Annotated in this window: 17 protein-coding genes; 9 read left to right on the forward strand and 8 right to left on the reverse strand. The window is 62.1% G+C overall.

What is annotated here, in order from left to right:
- Positions 1 to 117: 117 nt before the first annotated feature.
- Positions 118 to 996 carry a LysR substrate-binding domain-containing protein gene (locus tag AC07Y2_RS27085; protein ID WP_074688417.1) on the reverse strand — a complete coding sequence of 293 codons (879 nt, stop codon included), beginning with the start codon at positions 994 to 996 and terminating at the stop codon, positions 118 to 120.
- Positions 997 to 1134: 138 nt separating this feature from the next.
- On the opposite strand from AC07Y2_RS27085, the gene AC07Y2_RS27090 reads away from it, so the two are divergent.
- The 6 genes from AC07Y2_RS27090 (at position 1135) to AC07Y2_RS27115 (ending at position 8436) form a co-directional block, all read left to right on the forward strand.
- Positions 1135 to 2772: a 5-guanidino-2-oxopentanoate decarboxylase gene (locus tag AC07Y2_RS27090; RefSeq protein WP_103387321.1), complete on the forward strand. Its 1638-nt coding sequence runs from the start codon at positions 1135 to 1137 to the stop codon at positions 2770 to 2772.
- Entirely contained in the window at positions 2772 to 4220 is a 1449-nt protein-coding gene (locus tag AC07Y2_RS27095; RefSeq protein WP_103387320.1) for an aldehyde dehydrogenase family protein, read from the forward strand. The genes AC07Y2_RS27090 and AC07Y2_RS27095 overlap by 1 nt, the downstream gene beginning before the upstream one ends.
- Before the next feature lie 217 nt (positions 4221 to 4437).
- Positions 4438 to 5541: an ABC transporter substrate-binding protein gene (locus AC07Y2_RS27100; protein ID WP_103387319.1), complete on the forward strand. Its 1104-nt coding sequence runs from the start codon at positions 4438 to 4440 to the stop codon at positions 5539 to 5541.
- 71 nt (positions 5542 to 5612) lie between these two features.
- On the forward strand, positions 5613 to 6521 hold the full coding sequence (locus AC07Y2_RS27105; RefSeq protein ID WP_103387318.1) for an ABC transporter permease: 909 nt from the start codon (positions 5613 to 5615) through the stop codon (positions 6519 to 6521).
- Positions 6518 to 7366, forward strand: a complete 849-nt coding sequence (locus AC07Y2_RS27110; protein ID WP_064599073.1) for an ABC transporter permease — start codon at positions 6518 to 6520, stop codon at positions 7364 to 7366. Before AC07Y2_RS27105 ends, AC07Y2_RS27110 begins: the two co-directional genes overlap by 4 nt.
- A gap of 14 nt (positions 7367 to 7380) precedes the next feature.
- Positions 7381 to 8436, forward strand: a complete 1056-nt coding sequence (locus tag AC07Y2_RS27115) for an ABC transporter ATP-binding protein (RefSeq protein WP_074688412.1) — start codon at positions 7381 to 7383, stop codon at positions 8434 to 8436.
- A 216-nt stretch (positions 8437 to 8652) separates the two neighbouring features.
- Here the strand turns inward: AC07Y2_RS27115 and AC07Y2_RS27120 are convergent, their stop codons facing one another.
- The gene (locus AC07Y2_RS27120; RefSeq protein ID WP_039765922.1) at positions 8653 to 9582 is read right to left on the reverse strand and encodes an AraC family transcriptional regulator; all 930 of its coding nucleotides are present in this window, start codon (positions 9580 to 9582) and stop codon (positions 8653 to 8655) included.
- Between the two features lie 336 nt (positions 9583 to 9918).
- On the opposite strand from AC07Y2_RS27120, the gene AC07Y2_RS27125 reads away from it, so the two are divergent.
- Both AC07Y2_RS27125 and AC07Y2_RS27130 read left to right on the forward strand, forming a co-directional pair.
- Complete coding sequence (locus tag AC07Y2_RS27125; protein WP_103387316.1) at positions 9919 to 10272, forward strand: putative quinol monooxygenase; 354 nt, start codon at positions 9919 to 9921, stop codon at positions 10270 to 10272.
- A 43-nt stretch (positions 10273 to 10315) separates the two neighbouring features.
- On the forward strand, positions 10316 to 10558 hold the full coding sequence (locus AC07Y2_RS27130; protein WP_007960172.1) for a hypothetical protein: 243 nt from the start codon (positions 10316 to 10318) through the stop codon (positions 10556 to 10558).
- A gap of 4 nt (positions 10559 to 10562) precedes the next feature.
- Here the strand turns inward: AC07Y2_RS27130 and AC07Y2_RS27135 are convergent, their stop codons facing one another.
- Both AC07Y2_RS27135 and AC07Y2_RS27140 read right to left on the reverse strand, forming a co-directional pair.
- Positions 10563 to 11192 (reverse strand): flavin reductase family protein, encoded by a 630-nt coding sequence (locus AC07Y2_RS27135; RefSeq protein ID WP_085606680.1) that lies wholly within the window; start codon positions 11190 to 11192, stop codon positions 10563 to 10565.
- A 125-nt stretch (positions 11193 to 11317) separates the two neighbouring features.
- Complete coding sequence (locus AC07Y2_RS27140; protein ID WP_039765925.1) at positions 11318 to 11593, reverse strand: hypothetical protein; 276 nt, start codon at positions 11591 to 11593, stop codon at positions 11318 to 11320.
- Positions 11594 to 11941: 348 nt separating this feature from the next.
- Between AC07Y2_RS27140 and AC07Y2_RS27145 the strand changes: the two genes are divergently transcribed.
- A complete protein-coding gene (locus AC07Y2_RS27145; protein WP_103387315.1) occupies positions 11942 to 12697 on the forward strand; it encodes a COG4705 family protein in 756 nt (251 codons plus the stop codon).
- 129 nt (positions 12698 to 12826) lie between these two features.
- Here the strand turns inward: AC07Y2_RS27145 and AC07Y2_RS27150 are convergent, their stop codons facing one another.
- The 4 genes from AC07Y2_RS27150 to AC07Y2_RS27165 form a co-directional block, all read right to left on the reverse strand.
- Entirely contained in the window at positions 12827 to 14146 is a 1320-nt protein-coding gene (locus tag AC07Y2_RS27150; RefSeq protein ID WP_085610836.1) for an MFS transporter, read from the reverse strand.
- A gap of 295 nt (positions 14147 to 14441) precedes the next feature.
- The gene (locus tag AC07Y2_RS27155; protein ID WP_103387314.1) at positions 14442 to 15770 is read right to left on the reverse strand and encodes a sigma-54-dependent transcriptional regulator; all 1329 of its coding nucleotides are present in this window, start codon (positions 15768 to 15770) and stop codon (positions 14442 to 14444) included.
- A complete protein-coding gene (locus tag AC07Y2_RS27160; RefSeq protein ID WP_103387313.1) occupies positions 15770 to 17530 on the reverse strand; it encodes a sensor histidine kinase in 1761 nt (586 codons plus the stop codon). Before AC07Y2_RS27160 ends, AC07Y2_RS27155 begins: the two co-directional genes overlap by 1 nt.
- A gap of 79 nt (positions 17531 to 17609) precedes the next feature.
- The gene (locus tag AC07Y2_RS27165; protein ID WP_256587093.1) at positions 17610 to 20372 is read right to left on the reverse strand and encodes an RHS repeat domain-containing protein; all 2763 of its coding nucleotides are present in this window, start codon (positions 20370 to 20372) and stop codon (positions 17610 to 17612) included.
- Between the last annotated feature and the right edge of the window lie 24 nt (positions 20373 to 20396).

Genomic DNA, 20396 nt, shown 5'->3' on the forward strand with positions numbered 1-20396 from the left:
GACGCTCCGCGTCCGCTTCGGCATGGGACGCGGAGCGTCCCGGGCTGCATTCCCACGCGGAGCGTGGGAACGATCAAAGAAGGGGTGCGTGGAAACGATCATCAAGTGAGGGCGGGCTCAGCGGGTATGAGCCTGCTCAACCAACCACCCCATCAATTCCTGCAACTTCGCCGACGGCTCCGACGCCGGCGCGACGATGTAATAGCCCAATCCCGTCTTCACCTTCAGATCGAACGGCATCACCAGTCGCCCGGCGTTCAAGTCGTCGCCGATCAGTGACCAGTCGCCGATCGCCACCCCCGTCCCGTGGGACGCCATCGACATCGCCTGATCCAGCGTCTCGAAATGCTGACCGCTGGCGATATTGCTCAAGTGCAGTTCGGCGGCTTCGAGCCACAGCGTCCAGTCGTCATCCGTGTGAGTCGGGTGCAGCAGCAGATGCTGTTGCAGATCTGCCGGTGTGTGCAGGGCCGGTCCACCGTTGAGCAGGGTCGGCGAACAGACTGGCGTCAGTTGTTCATCGAACAGATGCAGGGTCGCGGGTGAGTCGTGTGGCGCGGTGCCGTAGATCACCGCCGCATCGAACTGCTCGCGATGAAAATCCACCCCGTGTTGCAGCGACGCCGTGAGTTTCACCGGCACGTCCGGACGCTCGCGCTGCCATTGCAGCAGGCGCGGCAACAGCCAGCGCATCACGCAGCTCGGCGCCTTGAGCTGCAGGGTCTCGCGCTTGGCGCCGATCTGCTCCACCGAGTCGCCGATCAGGCTGAACACCTGCTGCACCCGTGGCAGCCATTCGCGACCTTCGGCCGTCAGTTCCAGGCCACGGGCCAGGCGAATGAACAGCTCATAACCCAGATGTTCCTCCAGCCCGGCGATCTGCCGGCTCACCGCACCCTGGGTGATGTGCAACTGCTCGGCGGCCCGGGTGAAGTTGCAGCACTGCGCGGTAATCAGAAACGTATGCAGGGCGGGCAGGGGAGGCAGTCGTTTCATGTGGATCCAAGGTATGACGTGAGGACATGGCTAGTATGAGCTTTTATCGATTGTTGCGGCTACGGGTCGCCCGTTTCAATGAGGCCAATCACCGGTTCCTTAAAGCCCGGTGCCTCAATGAACAAGAAGGGCAAAGACATGGCGACGTGTGGCGAAGTACTGGTCAAGTTACTCGAAGATTATGGGGTCGAGCAGGTGTTCGGCATTCCCGGTGTGCATACCGTGGAGCTGTATCGCGGGCTGGCCCGTTCGAGCATCAACCACGTCACCCCGCGCCACGAGCAGGGCGCCGGCTTCATGGCCGACGGCTACGCCCGCACCAGCGGCAAACCGGGTGTGTGCTTCATCATCACCGGCCCGGGCATGACCAACATCACCACCGCGATGGGCCAGGCTTACGCCGATTCGATCCCGATGCTGGTGATCTCCAGCGTGCAGTCGCGCAGTCAGCTGGGCGGTGGTCGTGGCAAGCTGCATGAGCTGCCGAACCAGAGCGCACTGGTCGGTGGCGTGGCGGCGTTCTCCCACACGCTGATGTCGGCGTCCGAATTGCCGGGCGTATTGGCCCGTGCGTTTGCGTTGTTCCAGGCCGGGCGTCCGCGTCCGGTGCACATTGAGATTCCACTGGACGTGCTGGTCGAAGAAGCCGACGAACTGCTGACCAGCGTGCCGGTCAACATCGACCGCGCCGGTGCTGCGCCGGCCGCCGTGAGCCGCATGACTGAACTGCTGGCCGGCGCCCAGCGTCCGCTGATTCTCGCTGGCGGCGGCGCCATCGACGCAGCTGCCGAGCTCACCGAACTGGCCGAGCTGCTCGATGCCCCGATGGCCCTGACCATCAACGCCAAAGGCATGCTGCCGTCCAGCCATCCGCTGTTGATCGGTTCGACCCAGAGCCTGGTGGCGACCCGCGCCCTGGTGGCCGATGCCGACGTGGTCCTGGCGATCGGCACCGAACTGGCGGAAACCGACTACGACGTCACCTTCGCCGGCGGTTTCGAAATCCCCGGCAAGCTGCTGCGCGTCGACATCGATCCGGATCAGACCGTACGCAATTACCCGCCTCACGTGGCGCTGGTCGCCGACTCACGCAACGCCGCACAGGCGCTGCTCAGTTCGCTGTCGCACAAACCGCTGGCCGAGCGCCGCAACGACTGGGGCCAGGTGCGCGCCGCGCGTCTGCGTGAAGACCTGGCCGCGACCTGGGACGCGCCGACTTTGGCCCAGACCCGTTTCCTCGAAACCGTGCTGCACGAATTGCCGAACGCGGTGTTCGTCGGCGACTCCACGCAACCGGTGTACACCGGCAACCTGACCTTCAACCCGGAGCGCCCGCGCCGCTGGTTCAACTCGTCCACCGGTTACGGCACTCTCGGTTACGCCTTGCCGGCGGCGATTGGCGCATGGCTCGGCGGCTCTCTGGAACATGGCGCGCGTCCGCCGGTGGTGTGCCTGATCGGCGATGGCGGTCTGCAATTCACCCTGCCGGAACTGGCCAGCGCCGTGGAAGCGCGCACCCCGGTGATCATCCTGCTGTGGAATAACCAGGGTTACGAAGAGATCAAGAAATACATGGTCAACCGTGCCATCGAGCCGGTGGGTGTTGACATCTACACCCCGGACTTCATCGGTGTGGCCAAGGCCCTGGGTTGCGCGGCCGAGGCGATCAGCTCCGCCGAACACCTGCGCAGTGCATTGCGCGCCGCCACCGATCGTCAGGGCCCGACCCTGATCGAGATCGACCAGACCCAATGGATGAAGGCGGTGGCCCAATGATGAATTTCCCGACCACACTCGACGGCCTGTACATCAACGGCCAATGGTCCGCCGGGCGCGAACACCTGCGCGTGATCAACCCGGCCACCGAAGCGCTGCTGACCACGGTCAACGGCGGTGACGAACGCGCCGTCAATCAAGCGGTAACGGCGGCGACCGAAGCCTTCAAGGGCTGGTCGAAAACCACCGGTGCCGAGCGCGGCGCGATCCTGCGCAACATCGCCAATGGCGTGCGCAACGGTCGCGAACATCTGATGAAGTTGCAGTCGAGCAACAACGGCAAACCGCAGTTCGAAGCGGGCATCGATGTCGATGACGTGATCGCCACGTTCGAGTACTACGCCGATCTTGCCGAAGGCCTCGACGCTAAAAATGACAGCGACGTGCCGCTGCCCAGCGACGACTTCAGCGCACGTCTGCGCCGCGAGCCGTGCGGTGTGGTCGGGCTGATCGTGCCGTGGAATTTCCCGATGGTCACCACCGCGTGGAAACTCGCGCCGGCCCTGGCCGCCGGTTGCTGCGTGGTGCTCAAACCGTCTGAAGTCACACCGCTGCCGGAGCTGGAGCTGGCGACCATCATCGCCGAATCCGGTCTGCCCAAAGGCGTGTTCAACCTGGTGTGCGGCACCGGTCTGGCGGTCGGTGCGCCGCTGTCGGCGGACCCGCGCATCGCCAAGGTTTCCTTCACCGGCAGCAACGCCGTGGGTGTGCAAGTGATGCAGCGCGCCGCTGAAACCGTGAAGGGTGTGAGCCTGGAACTGGGCGGCAAGTCCTCGCTGCTGATTCTGGAAGATGCCGACCTGGATCTGGCGGTGGAGCTGGCTTGCGGTGGCGGCTTCTTCAATGCCGGGCAGATGTGCTCGGCCACCAGCCGGGTGCTGGTCGCCGATGAACTGGCCGATGAGTTCCTGATTCGTCTGAAGGCCCGCGCGGAAAAAATCCGTGTCGCCGATCCGTTCGATCCTGACGTCGAGATGGGCGCACTGGTCAATCAGGCGCAGTACCAGCGTGTGCTCGGTCATATTGACCGTGGCCTCAGCGCCGGGGCCAAGCTGATCTGTGGCGGCAATCGTCCCGCCGATCTGCCGCGCGGCTATTTCTTGCAGCCGACGATCTTCACCGAAGTGCCCCTCGACAGTGCGCTGTGGTGCGAAGAGATTTTCGGCCCGGTGATCTGCGTGCGCAGTTTCGCTTCGGAAGCCGAGGCGATTGCCCTGGCCAACGACAGTCAGTTCGGGCTGGTCGCCAGCGTCGTCACGCGCAATGCCGAGACCGCGGATCGGGTCGCCAACGCCTTGCAGGCGGGGCTGGTGTGGCTCAACGCGCCGCAGGTGATCTTCCCGCAGACGGCGTGGGGCGGCTACAAACAGAGCAGCATCGGCCGCGAATTGGGGCCGTGGGGCCTGGCGGCATTTCAGGAAATCAAGCACGTGATCCGCGCGCTCTGAATGCCCGAAAAAGGTCGGGGCATGCCTCGCAACGAGGCATGCCCCGGCGTCATGGCTCCAATGAGTTTTTATCGATAGTCAGGTGTTTTGCACGACCTCAGGATGAACCCGCAGACCACGCTCAAGCCCTTTGAAACCGGGCGCTTGAGCAATATCGGTCAAGCAGATGCAAGGGTTGCGATCAATCTCATACTTACAAGAATAATGGGAGTCCCAAATGGGCGAGCACGATCTGAACAGGCGTCAATTCATCAAAACCGTCGGTGTGGCTTCGGTGGCTGCGGCGGCCATGAGCATGCCCTTCATCCGGGCCAGTGCCAGCGACACCCGCTTTGCCGGCAAGACCCTGCGCCTGTTGACCTGGTCCGATGACACGGGCCTGGCTGCACTGCGCAACATCGCTGCAACGTTCGAAGCCAAGACCGGCGCCAAAGTGATTGCCGACCGCACCGGCAGCACCTCGGAAATGGTCGCCAAACTCAAGGCCGGCGGTGACCGTCCGCAGTACGACATCATCACTCTGGCTGGCGTTGGCGCCGAAGGTCTGGCCGCTGCCGGACTGCTGGAAAAACCCGATCTCAACCGCATTCCCAACCTGGTCGACGTCCCGGAAAAATACCGCACCGGCGCCAACGGTCACGGCATCGGCTACCTGCTGTGGTGCAACAGTCTGGTCTACAGCACTCGTACCCAGGGCACCGCGCCGGACAGCTACGCCGCGCTGTGGGACGCCGATCTGGCGCCGAACATTTTCCTGCCGCCGCCGAACTGGACCGAAGCGATGGACCTGATCATCATCGCCGCGAAACTGGCCGGTGGTGACGAGCACAACATCGAACCGGGCTTCAAGAAACTCGCGGAGCTGAAAGACCGCGTGGTGACCCTGGGCGAAAACCCCAACCAGATCGCCGAGCTGTTTCGCACCGGTTCCCTGGACATGGGCGGCCTCTACGCCCCGGCGTTTTTCCCCAAACAGATCCGCGACCCGAACTACGGCCTGGGCGCCACGTTCGGCATGAAGGAAGGTTTCTACACCGACCTGATGCTCTCGGTGATGCCGAAGAACCGTCCGGGCGACACCGACCTGGCCTACGCCTTCATCGATCACTCCCTCGACCCGCTGGTGCAGGGCAAGATGGCCGAAGACATCTTCAACGGCCCGGTCAACGCCAAGGCGATCATCTCCGCCGAAGCGCGCAAGAGCCCTTTCATCCTCACGCCGGAGCAGATCGCGCAGAAGGCGATCATGCACGACAACGCCTTCCTGGCGACCGTGCATGACCAGTGGATTCGTCGCTACACGGAAATCTTTTCTTCCTGACGCCGACCTTCCGGGGCCCCGCATGATTGGGGTGCCCGGGAGATTCGTTTTCCATTGACGAGATCATTGCTATGGAACATCAATCCCTGACCCAACCGGTCGGCACGGGTGACGTGCGCCCGGCGCGTGGCGTCTCGCCGACCGCGCGGGCGTGGTTTTTCCTCACGCCGTCGATGCTGTTTCTCGGCGTGCTGATTGCCGCCAGCCTGCTGGTGCTGCGCATGAGCATCGGCACCAAGGGTGCGGAGTGGTCCGGTTTCAGCCTGGCCAGTTACGCGCAGTTGCTCGAACCCTACTACCTCAAATCGTTGCTGCTGACCTTGCGTCTGGCGCTGATCAGCGCGGTGATCGCCGTGGTGCTGGCGATCCCGGTGGCGTACACCATGTCGCGCCTGACCTCGCCATTCGTGCGGCGGATTTTTCTGGCGGCGGTGCTGTTGCCGTTGCTGGTCAACCTGTTGCTGCAAAGCTACGGCTGGCTGGTGATCCTCGGCCCCGGCGGCATGCTCAATCAGACCTTGATGGGCCTCGGTCTGATCAAGCGCCCGATCATGTTGCTGTACAACCAGAATGGCGTGTTGATGGGCCTGGTGCAGACCGCGTTCCCGCTGGCCGTGCTGCCGATTGCCAGCGCCATGCGCGGCGTCGCCCGCAGCTACGAAGAGGCTGCCGCGACGCTGGGCGCCAGTCGTTTTCAGGTATTCCGTCAGGTGGTGCTGCCGATGAGCCTGCCGGGGATCATCACTGGCGCGACCCTGGTGTTCGCCTACAACGCCAGCAGCTTCGTGGTGCCGCTGTTGCTCGGTGGCCGACGCGTGCCGATGCTCGCGGTGATGGTGCATGACCAGATCGCCCCGCTGATGAACTGGCCTGCCGCGTCCGCCGCCGGGGTGGTGCTGATCGTCACCACGCTCGCCATCATGACCTTGTCCGAATACATCACCGGCCGCCGTCGCCGTCTGCTGGAGGCTTCGCAGTGAGTGCCCTGATCAAGAAGCGTCAGTCGCTGTTGCCGGGCGACACCGGCAAGTTCGCCGGCATTCTGTCCGGGATCATTTTGTTCCTGGCCGTGTTGCCGATTCTGACCATGATCGTGATGTCGTTCAGCGGTGCGTCGAACCTCGATTTCCCGCCGAGCAGCTACAGCCTGCAGTGGTACAAGGCGGCGTGGCACACCTTCGTCTCGCCGGACGCCAGCGATGTGTTGAGCCTCGGCCAGGCCATGGGCACCAGCTTGCTGGTGGCGTGCCTGACGATGATTTTCGCCACGCTGATCGCGGTGCCGGCGGCCTACGCGCTGACCCGCTGCGAGTTCCGTGGCAAGGGCGTGGCGCTGCAATTGATGTCGCTGCCGCTGGTGTTCCCGATGGTGGTGCTGGGGCTGGCCTTGCTGCTGGTGTTCGACAGCCTGCCGTTCCACATGACCACCTCGCGGCTGGTGATCGCCCACGTGATTCTGGCGCTGCCGTTTGTGGTGAAGAACTGCACGGCGGCCATGCTCTCCATCGGCAGCGAAGTCGAAGAGGCGGCGCAGATGCTCGGCGCTTCGCCGCTGCGGGCCATCGTCGATGTGGTGGTGCCGTTGATGAAGTCGGGGATTCTGGCGGGGATGCTGCTGGCGTTCATCGTCTCGTTCAACGAATTCACCGTGACCTATTTCCTCTACACCATCGACGTCATGACCGTGCCGATCTGGATGTACAGCCGCACCGTGTCATCGCTCGACCCTACCGTGTTCTCGTTTGCCGTGCTGATCGTGCTGATCGACTTCGTCCTGATCTGGGCGCTGGAGAAGCTGGTCGGTGAGGGCGGCGTTTCCTTTTGATTGTGAGGTGCAATATGACTGGACTGATTCTGGAAAACGTCGAGAAACACTACGGCTCGGCCTGCGCGGTAAAAGACGTCAACCTGCATTTGCCCGAGGGCAAACTGGTGTGCTTCCTCGGCCCGTCGGGCTGCGGCAAGACCACGTTGCTGCGGATGATCGCGGGGCTGGAAACCCTCACCGGCGGCGAGATTCGCCTGGACGGCGAGGACATCGGCCACACCCCGGCGCACCTGCGCAACTTCGGCATGGTGTTCCAGTCGCTGGCGCTGTTTCCGCACATGACCGTGGGCGAAAACATCGCCTATCCGCTGAAACTGCGCGGTGTCAGCAAGGCCGATCAACAGGCGCGGGTGGTGGAGTTGCTGGAACTGATCCAGCTGCAGCCGATGATCGATCGCCCGGTGGCCAAGCTCTCCGGTGGTCAGCGTCAGCGAGTGGCGATTGCCCGGGCGATTGCCTCGCACCCGAAAATCCTGTTGCTCGACGAACCGCTGTCGGCGCTGGATGCCAAGTTGCGTGAGTCGATGCAGGTGGAAATCCGTCAGCTGCAACAACGCCTGAACATCACCACAATCATGGTTACCCACGATCAACGCGAGGCCATGACCATGGCCGATATCGTGGTGGTGTTGGGTGAACATCGGGTGCAGCAGGTGGGTACGCCGATTGAAATCTATCGGCACCCGGCCAACGAATTCGTCGCGGACTTTATCGGCTCCGGCAATATCTTCCCGGCCACCGCACTGGGCGATGGCAAGGTCGTGCTGCCGGGCGGCGATGCCCTGCAAGTGCCGATCTGCAGCAGCATCGTGATCGGGCAGAAAGTGAAAATGCTGATCCGCCCCGAAGACCTGCAACTGTCGGCGCCCCAGGCCACGGCGGGCAATCGCCTGCTGGGCAAGGTGACGTTTGTGCGGGATATCGGCGCGACGATCGAGACTACGGTGGAGTGTTCCGGGGTGACGTTTACGGCGCTGAGTACGCCGTGTCAGGGCTTCGGTCTGGGGATCGGGCATCCGGTGTCGGTGACGTTGCCCAGTGAGGCGTGTCGGGTGCTCGGCGCTTGATACGGACTTGCCCCCTCACCCCAGCCCTCTCCCCGAGGGAGAGGGAGCCGACCGAGGTGTCTGGCGCTGTCCGTCGACCTGAGAGATCGAGTCGATTATGGATTCGGTAAAGTAATTTCAGGTCGGTGTATTTCGTGAATATCCCCCAATCGGTTCCCTCTCCCTCCGGGCGGTCCGACGTTTCGGGAGGGCTAGGGTGAGGGGGAGCTTTTGAGTTCACACCGAAAGCCGCAACCGCGCCAGATCCCTCAACGGCGGCGCCCCAAATAACCGGCTGTACTCACGACTAAACTGCGACGGACTTTCATACCCCACCCGATACCCCGCCGCCGACGCTTCCAGCCCCTCAGCCAACATCAAACGCCGCGCCTCTTGCAGGCGCAGCTGCTTCTGATACTGCAACGGGCTCATCGCCGTCATCGCCTTGAAGCGGTGATGCAAGGTCGAGACGCTGAGGTTCACTTCCTTCGCCAGGTCATCAATGCGCAGCGGCTGTTCGAAGTTGCCGTTGAGCCATTTGATCGCCTGGCTGATGCGGTGGCTCTGGCTGTTGGCGATGGCGATTTCGTATAGCCGATGGCCCTGCGGACTGCGCAACAGGCGATAGAGAATCTCCCGGCGGATCAGCGGCGCGAGCATGGCGATGTCTTTCGGTGCGTCGAGCAGGCGGGCCAGACGCAGCACCGCATCGAGCATGGCACTGTCGATTTTCTCCACATACAGACCACGCCCGGTCGGCCGGGTCGGTACGCCCATCGGACCGGCGTCGGCGATCAGCGCGGTGATTTCCGCAGGATCAATGTCCAGGCGCACGGCGAGGATCGGCTCCTCCGGCGAGACATTCACCACCCGTCCACTCAACGGCATCGAGACCGACACCACCAGATAATTGAGCGGGTCGTAATTGAAGAACTCGTCCGCCAGCCGTACCTCTTTGCGACCCTGGGCCATGATGCACAGCGCCGGTTGCGCGAGCACCGGGGCGAAGTCATGGGACTGGGTGTGGCGCGACATGAACAGCGAGCCGACGGCAGTGGCATAACTGCCATCTTCGGACGTGTTGCGGCGGATGATCGCCGCCAGTTCCGCGCGCTGCTTTTCCATGTCGGCATCGGGTGGCGCTTGAAAACGATCGAATGACGTCACGTGCGGCATCCTCGGCAAAGTCGGTGGAATGGAGCAGAGCATAAGTTTGTGCAAGTCAGGGCGGTAGACACATCCTGCGAAATGCTTGCCTGATCCTGCATTGGGTTGTTGGCCCATCCAGCCATAGCAGGACGCAGGTGGTCAGAGTTGCCCGAAACCGGTGTGACAGGACGGTGACAGGAATTTACGACCTGTTACAGGTCTGCAAGACAGTCTCGCAGGATTGTGCAACGCGACGGCAGGAATCGACTAACGGCGAACGGGGGGCGGCCCTTAACCTTGAATCCTGTCGCAGCCCGTCCCCGGCTGCCACGCGACTCCCTGGGAGGGTTGAACATGTCCAAGCAGATTCCCGTCAGTCATATGGCCTTCGTTCGAGCGCGTGCCGGACGTTCGGCGGAACTCGGCATGCGCCTGAGCGCCCTGATCGAACCGTCCCGCGCCGCCCCCGGCTGCCTGAGCTTTGCCTTGCAGCATTCGCAGTGTGATCCCGAGTTGTGGCTGGTCTCCGGTTTCTGGAGCAACCAGCAGTCGATGACCGCGTACTTCAGCAGCCCGTCGATGGAAGTCTTTGCCGAGCTGGTGCAGGACCTGGTGGTCAACAGCCTGGATTTCCACACGTTCAAGGAAGTCTCGGCCGCACAGGCCGTAGGGCAATGCACCGCGCCGATACACAAACTCGCCGGTTGAATGTTTAATGTCCGGCTTATCCGACTGAGCCAGGACCTGCGATATGGCACGTAAAGAGTTCGAACACTTCGAAGCGGTTTCCGCTGTCGTCCCCGTCGAGTTGGGCGGCAACAAGGGTTATCACGCGGCGATCGCCGTCAAGGCCCTGGTCGACGGCGGCGCGCCGCGCTTTCACAAGCTGCTGAATGATCAGGTTTTCCCCGGCGCCATCGCGGCCGATGAAGCCGCGATCAACGAACTGGACAAGCTCAAGGGCGTCACCGACGACGCCGAGCTGATCTGGTAAGCGCTTACTTCGTCGCCCCCGGGCGCCACATCTTGAACAACGCCTCCGGCCCCAGCTGGAAATAGTCCGCCGGCCCGCCGCCCCGCAGTATCGGTTCGGCGGCGGCGGTGTCGTAGATCCCGTCCTTCAACAGCCACTTGGCAATGTGCACGGCGACCACTTCGCCGAGCACCAGCCAGCTCGGCACGGTCTCGCCGTCGGCGCGCTGCAACTGAATGATCTGGGTGACCTTGCACTCGAAGGACACCGGGCTTTCGGCCACGCGCGGCACGGCAATCACCTTCGACGCCACCGGTGTCAGCCCCGCCAGTTCGAACTCATTGACCTGCGGCCCGACCATCGCGCAGCTCTGGTTCATCTGCTCGGCCAGCGGGCGGGTGGCGAGATTCCAGACGAATTCGCCGGTCTGCTCGATGTTGTTCAGGCTGTCTTTGCGACCGACGCTGGAGAACCCGATGATCGGCGGAATGTAGTTGAACGCGTTGAAAAAGCTGTAGGGCGCCAGGTTCAACCGGCCCTCGGCATCCTGCGAAGAAATCCAGCCGATGGGACGCGGGCCGACGATGGCGTTGAACGGATCGTGCGGCAGGCCGTGGCCGTTGGCCGGTTCGTAGAAATGGATGTCATCGGGCATGGCGGGTGTTCCTGGAAACGGCTGTCAGAGAGCGGCCATAGTGCAAGGACGGGCGGCTGATTTCCAGCCCTCCAGACATGACTAAGCCCGGCCGAAGCCGGGCTGTGGTGTGTGCATCCTGCCGATCAGCTGATGGCAGCGGCAGTACCGGTTTTATCGAAACCGTCTGCGGCGATAGCGTTGGCAGTGCCGGTCTTGTCGAAACCATCCGCAGCAACGGCTTTGCCGACGTTGGTCTTGTCGAAGCCGTCAGCAGCATAGGCGCCGGTGTGGCTGGTTTCGATGGCAGCGCTGGCGCCGGAAATGAAGTCGGCGGATTTGGTTTTGTCCGAGCCATCGGCGGCGAAGGTGTTGGCGGCCAGTACGGACAGGGTCAGGGCGAGGATCAGTTTGGTTTTCATGGTCGTTCTCCAGATTCGAAATTTGTTGGCGATGTGTTTCGCATGGGGTTCATGCTATGCCAACTAAATTGATTAAAAAGCGCAAAATAATGCTAAAAACAATCGATTAAATTGATATTAAGGGCGGCGCATTCAATTCGCTTCCGTCGTCGGAGCGAGCGTCGCGCAGTTAATCGATCAGGTAGGGGAAGGATGCGGCAGGGGCATTAACCGGTGATTAATCGCCGTTTTTGGCTTGTGTGACAGATTTTTCATACATTCCCGACCGGTTTTTCACCCGCGCAACGCCAGTCTGCCCACGGCCATAAAGCCAAAAACCGGCCGTCACACACTGGAGCGTTGCCTGCGATGAACAAACTGCCTCAAATCACCCTGGCCTTCTGGGTCATGAAAATCTGCGCGACGACCCTGGGGGAAACCGCGGGGGATTTGCTGTCGATGACCCTCAATGTCGGTTACGCCATCAGCTCGCTGATCCTGATCAGCGTGTTTGTCCTGACCCTGATCACGCAATTGATGTCCAAGACCTACAAGCCGCTGCTGTACTGGATCGTGATTCTGTCGACCAGCACCGCCGGCACCACCATGTCGGACTTCATGGACCGCACGCTGGAACTGGGTTACGCCACCGGTTCCATGATCCTGATCGCGATCCTGCTGGCGATCTTCGCGGCATGGCGCCTGAGCGGCGACTCGCTCAACGTCACCAAGGTGCAGAGTTTTCGCGGCGAGATGTTCTACTGGATGGCGATTTTGTTCTCCAACACCCTGGGCACCGCGCTCGGCGATTACCTGGCGGACGACTCGGGTCTGGGCTTTGCCGGTGGCGCGCTGTTGATCGGCTCGGCGATTGGCGTAGTCGTGCTGCTCAAGTACTTCACGAAGATTTCGACGGTGGCGCTGTTCTGGGTGGCGTTCGTGCTGACCCGGCCCTTCGGCGCGACCTTGGGCGACCTGATGACCAAGTCCCATGAGAAGGGTGGGCTGGACTTTGGCACCATCGGTTCGTCGGCGGTGCTGGGGGGGATTCTGCTGGTGATGATCGTCGGGGCGTCGTATGCGCAGAAGCGTTATGGCAAGCCGCAGGTTGCCGAGTCGGCATGAGACCGAGTTGACGTCAATCGCGAGCAGGCTCGCTCCCACATTGGATCGGCGTAAATCTGATCCTGTGGGAGCGAGCCTGCTCGCGATGGGGCCAGAACAGCCACCAGTGCAGTGGCTGAATAAACCCGGTCAGTCAGTGACGATCCGCGAATGTTTCTGCGTGTCTTTCATGGTGATGTACACCAGCAGGGACACCGCGATGCACGCGGTCACGTACCAGTAGTAACCGGTTTCCATGCCGATGCTCTTGAACCACAGCGCGATGTATTCGGCTGTGCCGCCGAAGATCGACACGGTCAGCGCGTACGGCAGGCCGACGCCCAGGGCGCGGATTTCGGTCGGGAACAGCTCGGCTTTCACCACGGCATTGATCGAGGTGTAGCCGCTGACGATGATCAGCGCCGCCATGATCAGGAAGAACGCGCCCCACCAGGTCTGGATGGTGTGCAGGGTCATCAGGATCGGCACGGTGAAGATCGTCCCGAGCACGCCGAAGGCGATCAGGATCGGCCGACGACCGATTTTATCGGACAGGCCGCCGATGATCGGTTGCAGGCACATGAACAGGAACAGCGTGGCGGCGGAAATGGTGGTGGAGTCGGAGATGCTCATGCCGACGGTGTTCACCAGGTATTTCTGCATGTAGGTGGTGTAGGTGTAGAACGCCAGCGTACCGCCCATGGTCAGGCCGACCACGGTCAGCAGTTCCTTCGGATGGCGCAGCAAGGTGCGCATGGCGCTTTCCTTGGACTTTTCCTTCTTGGTGAACGACTCGGTTTCTTCCATGCCACGACGCAGGTACAGCGCCACGATTGCGCACAGCGCGCCGATGGCGAACGGAATACGCCAGCCCCACGCGTACAGCTCTTCGGTGGTCAGGAACTGTTGCAGCACGATCAGCACGCCCAGCGCGATGAGCTGGCCGGAAATCAAAGTCACGTACTGGAAGCTGGAGAAGAAGCCGCGACGATCCCTGGTCGCCATCTCCGACAGGTAGGTCGCCGAGGTGCCGTATTCGCCACCGACCGACAGGCCTTGCAGCAGACGGGCGAACACCAGCAGGATCGGCGCGCCGACACCGATGGTTTCATAGCCCGGGCTCAGGGCGATGATCAGCGAGCCGAAGCACATCAGGTAAACCGAGGCCATCAGGGCCTTTTTGCGTCCGACCTTGTCGGCGTACAGGCCCATCAGCCAGCCACCGATCGGGCGCATCAGGAAGCCCACGGCGAAGATCGCGGCGGTGTTGAGCAGTTGGGCGGTGGTGTCGCCTTTGGGGAAGAAGGCTTTGGCGAAGTACAGCGAGAAGGCGGCATAGACGTACCAGTCGTACCACTCGACCATGTTGCCGACGGAACCGCTGAAGATCGACTTGATGCGACTGGCGGTGGTTCGTTCTTTGGCCGGCACGGCAGCCGACCCAAGGGGCAGGGCGTTGGAGTTATCCATTGAAGGATCCTTCGTTTAATTGTTTTTGTGGAGCGCGTTGGAACGCAGCCTGCGAGGGCTATAGCAGGAGCTGTGCCAACGGGGGGAGGGCCGGTTTAGAAGGGCTGGAGAGATGGGTTGAGCGGGATTTTGCCGATGATCCGGAATGAATGAGCGGATTTCCGCTCATTCAGCGTGATCGTTCCCACGCTCTGCGTGGGAATGCAGCCGGGGACGCTCTGCGTCCCAAAGCGGACGCAGAGCGTCCATTGAGGCATTCCCACGCGGAGCGTGGGAACGATCAATCATCAAACGATCAGTCGGGTACGAACATCTCCCGGGTCAGACCATGCCGCTGCATCTTTTCATTAAACGTGCGACGCGGCAGTTGCAGTTCCTCAAGCACGGCTTTCACATCGCCCTTGTGCCGTGTCAAAGCGGCCCGCAAACACTGCGCCTCAAACGCCTCCTGCTGCGCCGCCAGCGACTGGCCGGGATCGATACCCTGCACCGGTTCATCCAGCCCCAACACCTGACGTTCGGCCACGTTCGCCAACTCGCGAACATTGCCCGGCCAGTCATGACTCAGCAGGTGACTCAACTGCGCACCACTGAGCGGCGGGAACGTCCGGCCCAAACGTTGGGCGGCGCTCTGGGCGAAGGACTCGAACAACAACGGAATGTCTTCGCGACGATCACGCAGCGGCGGCAGGCGCAATTCGGCGACGTTCAGGCGATACGCCAGGTCTTCGCGAAAACGCCCGGCCCGCGCTTCATCCAGCAAGTCGGGTTTGGTCGCCGCGACGATCCGCAAGTCCACCCGAATGCTCTGGTTCGACCCCAGCCGCTCCAGCTTCTGCTCCTGCAACACCCGCAGCAGTTTCACCTGCTGGGCCAGCGGCATGCTTTCGATTTCATCGAGAAACAGCGTGCCGCCATCGGCGTATTCCAGTTTGCCGATGCGCTTGCCGGATGCCCCGGTGAACGCGCCGCTCTCGTGCCCGAACAACTCGGCTTCGAACAGTTGCTCGGGGATCGCCGCGCAGTTCAACGCCACAAACGGCTTGTCGGCGCGCGGGCCGAAGTCGTGCAGGCAACGGGCGACCAGTTCCTTGCCGCTGCCGGTTTCGCCACGGATCAGCACGTTGACCGGCAGCGTCGCCAGGTCCAGCACCTGCCGGCGCAAGGTCTGCAAGCCACGGGACACACCGAGCAGCGTCGCATCCAGTCTGGCGCGGTTGTCGGCCTGCTCGTGCAGGGCGCGGTTTTCCAGCACCAGCCGACGCTTGTCCAGCGCCCGGCGCAGGCTGCCGAGCAGGGTCTCGGGGCTGAAAGGTTTTTCCAGAAAGTCGTAGGCGCCGTCGCGCATCGCTTCGACCGCCATCGGCACATCGCCGTGGCCGGTCAGCAGAATCACCGGCAGATCGGCATCCCGGCGCTGCACTTCGGCCAGCAGCTCAAGACCGCTGAGGCCCGGCATGCGCACATCGCTGACAATCACTCCGGCAAAATGCACGGGCAGCGCCGCCAGGCATTCCTCGGCGCGGCTGAACAGCTGCACCTCGAACCCGGACAGGCTCAGCCATTGCTCGACCGCACTGCGAATGCTGCTTTCGTCATCGACCACCATTACCGCGTTGAGCATCAGATGTGCGCCTCCAGATCGATCGGCAAGGTCAGGCTGAACACCGCGCCGTTGTCGCCGTTTTCGGCGCACAGGCGCCCGCCGGATTCATGGACGATGGCGAACGATACTGCCAGCCCCAGACCCAGCCCGTCACCCACAGGTTTGGTGGTGAAGAACGGATCGAACACCTGACCCAGATGTTCTTCGGCGATGCCGCCGCCGTTGTCGATGACGCTCAGGCGCCACAGTTGCTCGTCGGCTTCCAGACGGATTTCCAGACGTTTGCACGGCTTGCCTTGCATGGCATCAAGGGCGTTGCGCAGCAAATTGATCAGCACTTGTTCGAGGCGGATCGCATCGCCGCGCACCCACGCCGGGCGGGTCAGGTGCAGCACCAGACTGACCTGTTCATCGCGCAGGCGCGCATCGAGCAATTGCAGGGCCTGATCGACCACTGTCGCCAGGTCCAGCCGTTCGCGCAAGCCGCTGGGGCTCTTGCGGGCGAAGGTTTTCAGGTGGCCGGTGAGGGCGGCCATGCGCGTGAGCATTTCATCCACCGGTTTGAGCGCCTTGTAGGCGTCATCGACCCGACCGTGATCGAGCAGCAGTCTCAGAGTTGCAAGCTGCATGCGCTGGGCGGTCAACGGCTGATTGATTTCGTGGGCCAGCGCGGCGGACATCTGCCCCAGTGCCGCCAGTTTCGCTGATTGCACCAGACCGTCCTGCGCCGTGCGCAAATCCCGGGTGCGTTCCTCGACCAGTTGCTCAAGCTCTTCGCGGCTGCGCTGGCGCATCTTCGCCAGACGCCAGCGCTGGTTGAGGAACAGCAACAGGAACACCAGCGCCAGCCACACTCCGGCGGCGGCGAGCCCGGCATTGCGCTGGTCTTCAAAGGACAGTTGCGGGCGGCGCAGCAGATGCAGGGTCCAGCCTTCGGCGGTCAGCGGGAGCGATTCCCACAGGTAATCCGCCGTGCCCTGCGGGCCTTCGACGCGGCGCAGATCACTGTTGTTATCGAAGCTGCGCAGCGCCAGATGTGTCAGCGGCACCAGCGACTGTTTGTCGTATTGGCGGGTAGTCTTGATCTCGCGGTAATCGGCCGGGCTCAGCGGGTGCAGCAGGCGATAGCGCCAGCCGGGCTGGTTGGCGATGAAGATGATCCCGCGCGCATCGCTGACCAGCAGGGTGTCGCTGCCCTGGCTCCATTCGCGTTCGAGTTCGGGGAATTCGAGCTTGACCACCATCGCCCCGAGGAACTCGCCGTTGTCGCCGAGCACCGCGCTGGACAGGAAATAACCGGGAATGCCGCTGGTCACGCCGACCGCGTAGAAACGCCCGGTGCCTTGGGTGCGGGTCTGACTGAAATAGGGGCGAAAGCCGTAGTTGTGACCGACGTAACTGCTGGGCAGACGCCAGTTGCTGGCGGCCACCGCGAGGCCGGTGCGGTCGAGCAGTTCAAGGGTCGAGGATTGGGCGGCGCCGTTGATCTTTTCCAGCTTCAGGTTGAGCGCTGCCTGCTGTTCGGCGCTCACGGGACCGGCCAGCGCCGCACGCAGCTGCGGGTCCAGTGCAAGCACGGCGGGCAGGGCGCGATAGCGGTCGATCAGGGTGTGCAGCGAGTTGGCATACAGCGCCAATTGCTGATTGGCCCGAGCCGCGTCTTCTTCCAGCGCCTGGCGCTCGGCGTGGCGAATCGCAAGCGTCGCGGCGATGGCGGCGCCGGCGATGATCAGCAGGGTGTACAGCATCAGACGCAATGGGCGGGAAGTCGTGAGCATAGGGGTATCAGGCGCTGGACGGGCGAGCACGATAGCACGCACATGTACTGCTTGAGGTGCCGGGCGTGGCGACACGCGATCATGCAGCCCTGATCAGGTTCTGAGTCCGTCTCAGTTGCGCGATAGTGTGTCCCGTGGCGTCCGCCAGACTGGCCATCGAGTCTCCGGGAGCGCTGCCGAACACCTTATTCAGCGGTCGGTAAGTATGGATCGACTCGCGATTGGCGTTTGCGAAATGGTTCTGAAGCTCGCCGAGCGAGGCATTCAACACATTGACCATTCCGTCGATGTTAGCGTCCGCGTTGGCTTTTTTCTCCGGACTCAGTGGCTCTCCCGCCCCGGCGACTTCATGGAGTATCTCGAAAGTGCCCGCGATCGTGCTTAGAGCGGCACTGATCTCACTGGCAAAAGGTGTTTTGGTAATTTTCATGACAACGCTGGCAACGACAGGCCCCACTTCCTTGCCGCCCCGGAGCCAGCCTTTTCTGTTCATGGCAATCATGCCCTGGACGATGGCTCGGAACTTGTTCAGGACGTAAGAACCGTAGTTCATGGTCTTGTACTCGCCTTTTTTCACGATCCGGGCCGAGCTCAGCTTGCTCGACTTGAATTTGACCGAGGCGCTCAGGCCCATCCTTTCCGAGACAAAGTCCAATCCCATGCTTACCGATTTTTTGACGACGAATCCCAGGAAAATGCCCAGCGCTACGCCGACCGGTCCGGCGACACTGCCCATTACCGCGCCGACAGCACCCAGGCCGATACCCGCCCCATAGCTGAGTGTCTGATTACCGAGATGCGTGGCTGTACGAATGGCGGCAGACTTGCCATGCGCTTGCGCAGACTGGTGGTTGAGAATCTGTTGTTCGGCTTCCTGAGCCCTGCGTGTCGTGAGCTCGAGGATCTTTTTATGTCGGTCGACCGCCCGTGACAACGTCATATTGGCTTGATATTGGGCCTGTTTCGCCGCACTCGCAGCCTTTCTGGTATCGCGTTGTTCAGACGTTTCGATAGCCGGGAAGCTGAGCCAGGTCTGTCCGTCGGCATCGACACGGGCTATGGGGTTGTTACCTACGAACGCATACATATTCAATCCATCCACCGCATAGGCCGGATCGGCGCTGATCCAGCGTCCCAGCCACGGTGCGTAGTAGCGGGCGCCGTAGTAGTACAGGCTGGTGGCATCCATTTCCTTGCCTGAATAACGTACGGTTTTGTAACCGACCTCGATGGCGGAACGCTTGGTATAGAACGCTGTTACTCCGAACGGCCGATAGCCTTCCTCGCTGATCAACTGCGCCTGAGCATCCAGCTCCTTGACCGCCGACCCCAAGTGATCGGCCAAGGTGAATCGCAGCTGATCAGCGCCGATGTTCGCCGGATCTTTCTCCCAGTGCAGGCAGCGTGCGCCGCCGGGGCCGATGTCGAGGGTGATGACGTGCAGTTCTTCGCCATTGTCTTTGGTGCGGATTTCCAGTTCCGGCAGATAGCGCACTTCGTGGAAGTGGCTGACTTTCGTAGTGTGGGTCTCGTGGCGTTTGTAGATCCGTTTGCCCAGGCTGTAACCGTAACACTCTTCGTCGTTGGCGCTGCTGCCGTTGCGGTCGACCAGGGTGACTTTTTCCAGTTCACCGTGAAGGTTCCACTGCATGGGCTGGCCGGGTTGCAGGGCCAGCAGATTGCCGGCCGGGTCGAACAGCTTGGCGAATTCAGGTGGTGGATCACCGGGTTTCCAGCGCACGCCATGGTTGCTGGCGGGATCGATGCTCGTCTCGAAGGTATGGTTGGCACCGTCGCGCACATGGGTGGTCTTGACGAGATTGTCGCCAGGACCGTAATCGTAGGTTTCGATGAAATTGCGCCGGTCGTTGGGATCAGTCGGTTGTGGCCGGCCGGGGTTGTCCTTCGGTGGAGCATCGCTGTAACCGGTGGCGCGGATCAGTCGGTACAGCGAGTCGTAGCTGAATTCACGATGGCCATCGACCAACTGGTTGCGAAAAAACGTCGGGATGTAGGCGTGATCGAGAATGCGGGTGATGTTGCCCACCGCGTCGTATTCGTACTCGTAATCCTGAAGTTTTTCCCCAGACGACTTTTTCGCGTAATGGCGATGCAGGCGGCCATCGGCGGCGCGGTAGTTCCAGCGGCTGATGACGCTATTGCCGGCGTGTTGCTCGGTGATCTGTCCGTCGGCGTTGTATTGAGCACTGTTCAACACGGTGTGCCAGTTGAGCTGGCCGTTGGTCTGGAGCCGGGTGTGTATGAGCTGCCCGGCAACGTCATAAGTCGGTTGCTGCTTGTGGCCAGCGGCGTCGATCGTCTCCAGTACCGTGTTCAGCGGGCTGAAAGTGCGTCGGCTGACAAAGGCTTTGTCATCGTGAAAGGTGCGGGTTTCTCGCAGTGCCGGGCCGGTCAGTGCGTAGCTGTGAAACTTCAGCGAGCCCGACGCGTCTTCCAGCTCGATCATCTGTCCGCGCAGGTTGTGACCGGCATCCTCGGTGGCATCGGCGTAAGTCATCTTTTCTACGCCGGCCATCGCGTTTACATCGCGCCTCACCGCCCGCAATTGATCATCGTATGTTGTACGCCAGTGATTGCCTCGCGCATCCCAGCGCTGCTGTTCCTCCCCGGCAAGCCCTGGCAAGATCACACCAAGACCGGCATCGACGCTGTCGATCTTGAGAGGCTGATCACTCAAGCCGAATACATTCACGAGGTTGGGCACGGACAGCCGCGGGTCCTGCTGTTCGACCAGTCGCCCGGCGATGTCGTGGCGCAGGCGGGTGACGAGCGCTTCCACGGGGACGTCGGCGACCGTGCGCAGATAGGCGACCTGGCGCACGGGCAGGCCTCGTCCGTCATTCAC

It is taken from the genome of Pseudomonas sp. GW456-12-1-14-TSB6, from assembly GCF_059424205.1.

Excerpts from the sequence above, each read along its gene's own strand:
- AC07Y2_RS27085 (WP_074688417.1), bottom strand. The coding sequence starts at position 996 with ATGAAACGACTGCCTCCCCTGCCCGCCCTGCATACGTTTCTGATTACC.
- AC07Y2_RS27090 (WP_103387321.1), top strand. The coding sequence starts at position 1,135 with ATGGCGACGTGTGGCGAAGTACTGGTCAAGTTACTCGAAGATTATGGG.
- AC07Y2_RS27095 (WP_103387320.1), top strand. The coding sequence starts at position 2,772 with ATGAATTTCCCGACCACACTCGACGGCCTGTACATCAACGGCCAATGG.
- AC07Y2_RS27100 (WP_103387319.1), top strand. The coding sequence starts at position 4,438 with ATGGGCGAGCACGATCTGAACAGGCGTCAATTCATCAAAACCGTCGGT.
- AC07Y2_RS27105 (WP_103387318.1), top strand. The coding sequence starts at position 5,613 with ATGGAACATCAATCCCTGACCCAACCGGTCGGCACGGGTGACGTGCGC.
- AC07Y2_RS27115 (WP_074688412.1), top strand. The coding sequence starts at position 7,381 with ATGACTGGACTGATTCTGGAAAACGTCGAGAAACACTACGGCTCGGCC.
- AC07Y2_RS27125 (WP_103387316.1), top strand. The coding sequence starts at position 9,919 with ATGTCCAAGCAGATTCCCGTCAGTCATATGGCCTTCGTTCGAGCGCGT.
- AC07Y2_RS27130 (WP_007960172.1), top strand. The coding sequence starts at position 10,316 with ATGGCACGTAAAGAGTTCGAACACTTCGAAGCGGTTTCCGCTGTCGTC.
- AC07Y2_RS27135 (WP_085606680.1), bottom strand. The coding sequence starts at position 11,192 with ATGCCCGATGACATCCATTTCTACGAACCGGCCAACGGCCACGGCCTG.
- AC07Y2_RS27140 (WP_039765925.1), bottom strand. The coding sequence starts at position 11,593 with ATGAAAACCAAACTGATCCTCGCCCTGACCCTGTCCGTACTGGCCGCC.
- AC07Y2_RS27145 (WP_103387315.1), top strand. The coding sequence starts at position 11,942 with ATGAACAAACTGCCTCAAATCACCCTGGCCTTCTGGGTCATGAAAATC.
- AC07Y2_RS27150 (WP_085610836.1), bottom strand. The coding sequence starts at position 14,146 with ATGGATAACTCCAACGCCCTGCCCCTTGGGTCGGCTGCCGTGCCGGCC.
- AC07Y2_RS27155 (WP_103387314.1), bottom strand. The coding sequence starts at position 15,770 with ATGCTCAACGCGGTAATGGTGGTCGATGACGAAAGCAGCATTCGCAGT.
- AC07Y2_RS27160 (WP_103387313.1), bottom strand. The coding sequence starts at position 17,530 with ATGCTCACGACTTCCCGCCCATTGCGTCTGATGCTGTACACCCTGCTG.